This is a genomic window from Cupriavidus basilensis (genome assembly GCF_029335485.1).
Classification (GTDB): domain Bacteria; phylum Pseudomonadota; class Gammaproteobacteria; order Burkholderiales; family Burkholderiaceae; genus Cupriavidus; species Cupriavidus basilensis_E.
The window spans coordinates 1-3864 of sequence record NZ_JARJLM010000283.1 but is presented as its reverse complement, the minus strand read 5'-3'; the positions used below and the strand labels follow the sequence as shown (position 1 = coordinate 3864).

At 67.4% G+C, this 3864-nt stretch carries 3 protein-coding genes and 2 pseudogenes; 3 read left to right on the top strand and 2 right to left on the bottom strand.

Annotation, left to right across the window (positions count from 1 at the left end):
• A pseudogene (locus P3W85_RS16755) lies at positions 1-280 on the top strand (hypothetical protein); the annotation flags it as partial.
• Positions 281-353: 73 nt separating this feature from the next.
• On the opposite strand, the gene P3W85_RS16750 reads toward P3W85_RS16755, so the two are convergent.
• Entirely contained in the window at positions 354-1289 is a 936-nt protein-coding gene (locus P3W85_RS16750) for a LysR family transcriptional regulator (protein ID WP_035810573.1), read from the bottom strand.
• Between the two features lie 193 nt (positions 1290-1482).
• Here P3W85_RS16750 and P3W85_RS16745 point away from each other — a divergent pair, with 193 nt between their 5' ends.
• Positions 1483-2745 (top strand): acyl-CoA dehydrogenase family protein, encoded by a 1263-nt coding sequence (locus P3W85_RS16745; protein ID WP_017226310.1) that lies wholly within the window; start codon positions 1483-1485, stop codon positions 2743-2745.
• A gap of 160 nt (positions 2746-2905) precedes the next feature.
• Positions 2906-3598: a glutathione binding-like protein gene (locus tag P3W85_RS16740; protein WP_276265603.1), complete on the top strand. Its 693-nt coding sequence runs from the start codon at positions 2906-2908 to the stop codon at positions 3596-3598.
• Between the two features lie 63 nt (positions 3599-3661).
• Here the strand turns inward: P3W85_RS16740 and P3W85_RS16735 are convergent.
• A pseudogene (locus P3W85_RS16735) lies at positions 3662-3864 on the bottom strand (hypothetical protein); the annotation flags it as partial.

Genomic DNA, 3864 nt, shown 5'->3' with positions numbered 1-3864 from the left:
GGCAGTGTCGTGGACGATGAGTTTGCGGGAAGAGCCTCAGCTGGCGCTGGAACGCCTGTTGCCCGAGACGGCGGACACCGCGCAGGCCGCCGGCAAGCCGCTGGCGCTGCGCATCGCCGCGGCATCGCCGGCGAGCCCCGAGGTCAGGGCCTGGGTCGAACGGCTATGGCAGGCCGTGCCTGCGCCACGCCGGCCACCGCTGCCTTATGCCGTGCAGGCCGACAGCTCGCTGCCGCCCGCCACCCTGCGCATCGAACGCCAGGCCGAAGGCGCGCCCTGAGGGCACTCGCCGTGCGCTGCCCTGCGGTTGGCGACCGGCATGCGGCGCGCGACGCCGCGGCAAGCCGGCATGCTCAGCCCGGCGGCACTTCGCCCTGTCCGCCGCCCAGCGCGGCGATCACCGCCAGCAACTGGTCGCGCAGCCAGCGATTGGCCCCATCGTTCTCGCCCCCCGCATGCCAGTAGAGATGCAGTTCGAGCGAGGGCACCCTGAACGGCAGCGCAAGCAGGCGGTTGGCATAGGGTTCGTTGGCGATGCGCGCGTAGCGTAGCGGCAGCGTGGCCAGCAGGTCGGTGCAGCTGACCACGCGGCAGGCTGCCGCGTAGTGCTGGCAGCGCAGCCGCACCCGGCGCGTCAGCCCCATGCGGTGCAAGGCCTGATCCTCCAGCCCGGCACCGCGCCGGCGCGACGACACGTGGACGTGCTCGGCGGCAAGGTAGCGATCCAGCGTCAGTTCCTTTTTCACCAGCGGATGATCGCGGCGGGCCAGCACCACCATTGGATCGGCCATGAACGGCGCATGGTGGATGGCCGGCGATACCGGCAGCAGGATATCGATGGCGGCGTCCAGCGTGCCCGCCAGCAGCTCGGACTCCATCTCGCGCCGGTCGAAGCGGATCGCGGCGATCTCCACCTGCGGCGCCACCGAGGTCACGCGCGTCATCAGCGGTGGCAGCAGCGTCGACTCCAGCGCATCGCGCATGCCGATGGTAAACCGGCGCACCGTGGCCGCCGGATCGAAATGCGGCGTATCTTGCAGGGTCCGCGCGAAGGATTGCAGCGCGGTGCGCACCTCGGCAGCCAGCGAACGCGCCAGCGGCGTGGGCGCCATGCCCTGCCCGCGCCGCTCGAACAGCGCATCGTCGAACAAGGTGCGCAGGCGCCCGAGCGCATGGCTGACCGCCGGCTGGGTCAGGTTGAGCTGGCGTGCGGCGGCCGTGATGCTGCCTTCGCTGTAGATAGCGTCGAACACCACGAAGAGATTCAGGTCGATGCGGGAGAGCTGCATGGCTGGCATTCTGGCACGGAATGCATCGCATTGATACTGGCAAATCCAGAAAATTCATTTTTGTAATTACATGGATTGCGGTACAGTCCTTCTCAGTCGGCGCAAACCGCGTCCGCCGGTGCCGGAAACGGCCCACCGCAACCCGCGGCGGCCCAACCGGAAACCGGCCTCACTCAGAGGTGGAGGAGACCACATGCAATTCGAGTACACCCCCAAGGTCAAGGAAATGCAGGCGCGCCTGCTGGCCTTCTTCGACAAGCACATCTATCCGAACGAGAAACGCTTCTACGCCGAGATCCAGGCCAACCGCCAGGCCGGCAACGCCTGGGTGCCGACCAAGGTCATCGAGGAACTCAAGCCGCTGGCGCGCGAAGCCGGCCTGTGGAACCTGTTCCTGCCCCACTCCAAGCGTGCCCCGGAAGGCCTGTCCAACCTGGAATACGCGCCGCTGTGCGAGATCATGGGCCGGGTGCCCTGGTCGGCCGAAGTCTTCAACTGTGCCGCGCCCGACACCGGCAACATGGAAACGCTGGAGCGCTACGCTTCGGAAGAACTCAAGGACAAGTGGCTGGAGCCGCTGCTGCGCGGCGAGATCCGCTCGGCCTTCCTGATGACCGAGCCGGCCGTGGCTTCGTCGGACGCCACCAACATCTGCTGCAGCATCCAGCGCGATGGCGACGAATACGTGATCAACGGCACCAAGTGGTGGTCGTCGGGCGCGGGCGACCCCCGCTGCCAGGTCTATATCGTGATGGGCAAGACCAGCCCGGATGCCGGGCGCCATGAGCAGCAATCGATGATCGTGGTGCCGGCCGATACCCCGGGCATCACCATCAAGCGCTTCCTGCCGGTGTTCGGCTACGACGACGCGCCGCACGGCCACATGGAGATCGAGCTGAAGGACGTTCGCGTGCCGGCAGCCAACATCCTGCTGGGCGAAGGCCGCGGCTTCGAGATCGCCCAGGGCCGCCTCGGACCGGGCCGCATCCACCACTGCATGCGCAGCATCGGCGTGGCCGAGCGCGCGCTGGAACTGCTGTGCAAGCGCGCGCTGTCGCGCGTCGCCTTCGGCAAGCCGGTGGCCAGCCAGGGCGTGACGCGCGAGCGCATCGCCGAAGCGCGCTGCGAGATCGAAATGGCCCGCCTGCTGACGCTCAAGGCCGCCTATATGATGGACACCGCGGGCAACAAGGTGGCCAAGGCCGAGATCGCCATGATCAAGGTAGTGGCGCCGAACATGGCCCTGAAGGTGATCGACTGGGCCATCCAGGTACACGGCGCCGCCGGGGTCAGCGACGACTTCCCGCTGGCTTCGTGGTGGGCGCACCAGCGCACCCTGCGCCTGGCCGACGGTCCGGACGAGGTGCACCGCAACGCCATCGCCAAGCTGGAACTGGCCAAGCACATGAGCCTGAATCCCGACGACATCAGCATGCCGGTGACGCGCGGCTTCTAAGCCGCAAACCCCGCCTTGCCGCCGGCCCTGCCGGCAACATGGAAACGCGCAGCCTGTCTGCGCGTTTTTTTCTTCTGTGATTAAATCGCGCGGTTCGCCACCTCAGTGGTTGGTGTGGCGGTTACATGTTCGCAGCGTTCTCAGCCAGGAGCCCCATCCGATGATCGACGTCTACAGCTGGCCCACCCCCAACGGCCACAAGGTTCACATCATGCTCGAGGAGTGCGGCCTCGAGTACAAGGTCCACCCCATCAACATCGGCGCCGGCGACCAGTTCGAGCCCGACTTCCTCAAGATCAGCCCCAACAACAAGATCCCGGCCATCGTCGACGCCGACGGCCCGGACGGCCAGCCCATCTCGCTGTTCGAATCCGGGGCGATCCTGCTGTACCTTGCCGGCAAGACCGGCAGGTTCCTGCCCGAGGACGTGCGCGGCAAGTACGAGGCGCTGCAGTGGCTGATGTTCCAGATGGGCGGCGTGGGCCCGATGCTGGGCCAGGCGCACCATTTCCGCATGTATGCGCCGGAGAAGATCGAATACGCCATCAACCGCTATACCAACGAGGCCCACCGGCTCTACGGCGTGATCGACAAGCAGCTGTCGGCGCATGCCTGGCTGGCCGGCGACAGCTATTCCGTGGCCGACATCGCCACCTTCCCCTGGCTGCGCAGCTGGCAGAACCAGGGCGTGGAACTGGACGACTACCCGCACCTCAAGCGCTGGTTCAACGAGATCGCCGAGCGCCCCGCGGTCAAGCGCGGGGTCGAGGTCCTGGCCGCGGAACGCAAGCCCATCCGCGACGACAAGGAACGGGAAATCCTGTTCGGCGCCACGCAGTACCAGCGCCGTTGAGCCTGCCGCGCCAAGGCCGGAAAGCGGCGCAGGAAGCCGGCGGTGAAACCAGGGCGCGAGCGCTCAGTGCAGGGAGCCCCCCCGCGCCTCGCCCGCTGCCTGCATGGGCACTGGCGCCTGCAGGCAGCACAGCAGGCTGGCCACGGGATGGAAAGCGTCGATCCGGTAGCCTTCGTCGGGGTCCGGCGCGAAGACCATGCCGGGCTGCAGATAGGCCACCTGGCGCTCGGCCTGCGGCCAGGGAGAATGCCACTGCAGGCACAGCG